2 protein-coding genes are annotated in these 1,694 nt (G+C 49.8%); one reads left to right on the plus strand and one right to left on the minus strand.

The genetic code is table 11. The features are described from left to right. The coding region (locus NZ772_18530; GenBank protein MCS6815553.1) for an ABC transporter permease at positions 1-700 on the plus strand (700 nt) is incomplete at its 5' end. Between the two features lie 2 nt (positions 701-702). On the opposite strand, the gene NZ772_18535 is transcribed toward NZ772_18530, so the two are convergent. Further along, a complete protein-coding gene (locus NZ772_18535; GenBank protein MCS6815554.1) occupies positions 703-1,548 on the minus strand; it encodes a D-alanyl-D-alanine carboxypeptidase family protein in 846 nt (281 codons plus the stop codon). Between the last annotated feature and the right edge of the window lie 146 nt (positions 1,549-1,694).

The following is a 1,694-nucleotide window of genomic DNA, read 5'->3' on the forward strand; positions in this document are numbered from 1 at the left end:
GCTCCCGTTGATGTGCGGCCTTGGAATTTTGGGAGGAGCACTCTGGAGCGGTATCGTCGGGCTATTTCATATTTACCGAGGCATGAATCTAATCATTGGCACCCTGATGATGAACTACATCGGTATTCTGCTGACCCAGTACGCAGCACGAGTACCGCTCCGGGAACCTGATGGATTTTTACCAGAATCAGCCCAGTTTAGCGCCAATGCTCAGATACCTACCTTGTTAGGAACTCGTTTGCACTGGGGTGTGCTGTTAGCATTGCTGTTGACCAGCGTGATTTATGTCCTGCTGTGGCGAACACCTTTAGGATTTCATCTGCGCGCAGTGGGAGCAAATGTAAATGTCGCTCGTTGTGTTGGTATCGACACAAATCGTAATATTTTGACCGCTCTGATGATTAGCGGTGGGCTAGCCGGGTTAGCTGGCATTATTGAAGTGAGTTACACCTATACTCGCTTAAAGGGAGAAATTTCTGATGGCTACGGGTTTGCAGGCATTCTAGTGGCCTTGCTAGGTCAGTTACACCCTCTAGGTGTGTTAGTGTCTGCTATTCTCTTCTCAGCACTGATTGTGGGTGCTCAAGCCCTAAATGTAGTGCTGCAAATTCCAGCCTCTGTTGCTCAAGTTGTGCAAGCTATAGTCGTGCTACTAGTGCTTTTGGGTAATGCGATCGCCCAAGGCGATAACCAGCGATAGTGTTACTGCTTTGGCGATCGAGCTTTGTAAAACGTTTCTAGACTGTTAATATCCCCAACAAACCGCCAATGCCAGGGTTCGTAACTGATGCCTTGAGGGTTATTGGGCGGGAAAGATAGCTCAAAGCTGTAGTACGATGCATTTCGCTGTAGCCACTGAAAGGCAGCCGTGGATTCAAAGCTAACATTCAAATTGGTGGATGGGGCGTTGCCGTCACCAATATCAACTGCATAGCCTGTGTGATGTTCGCTATATCCTGGTGGTGCACTGACTTCGGCACGTTTGCTAGCGTTTTGGCCCCGTTCTGCTTTGATATCAAAGAACAGATGCCTCTGATCTTCTAAGGAGCGAAACCCTGAAATTGGCACCAAGATCACTCCCTCTGCTGCTGCGGCCTCTGCCATTGCTCTATATTTCGCAGCCGCTGCCCGACGAAGTTTAATGCTACCGTCAGGGACGATCGCCTCTAACTCTTCCGGGGGAGCTTCTTGATAGGGGTAGTGTCCTAACAGCGACCCGTCAGGAATTGGACTGCCCGCAGAAGCGCTTGCTGGTGAGGAGTTAACAGTCGATGAATTGGGCGGCGATGCAACTGGCGATTCAGCACCACCCTGAGATGAGGCTGTGGAGCGAATGCTAAGGCTCACTATCATCCCTGCAATCAACGCTAGCAACGCGCCAGAACCACCTGCAATAATGCCAATTTTTAACCAGTTGGGTGAAGGTGTGGCCAAGTTGGCTGGCAATTCTCGCAGAGCTTCGGGAATATCGTCATCAATGTCAGCTACCATAGGCGGTGTAGGTGTTGCATGGGGAGACGACGTTTCAGAACGGTCAGCGTCAATCAAGGGTCTACTCCTGGCTGCCTGCTTAATAGTTCATCGCATACTTTAGATCTGTATTGGCAAAACTGCAACGGTTGGCGGTTACACCTGAGCAAATTGATCCGCCTCATATTTTACTAACCAATGACCAACGACACTACCTTCACCAT

It is taken from the genome of Cyanobacteriota bacterium (assembly GCA_025054735.1).
In the GTDB taxonomy this organism is placed as follows: Bacteria; Cyanobacteriota; Cyanobacteriia; order SKYG9; family SKYG9; genus SKYG9.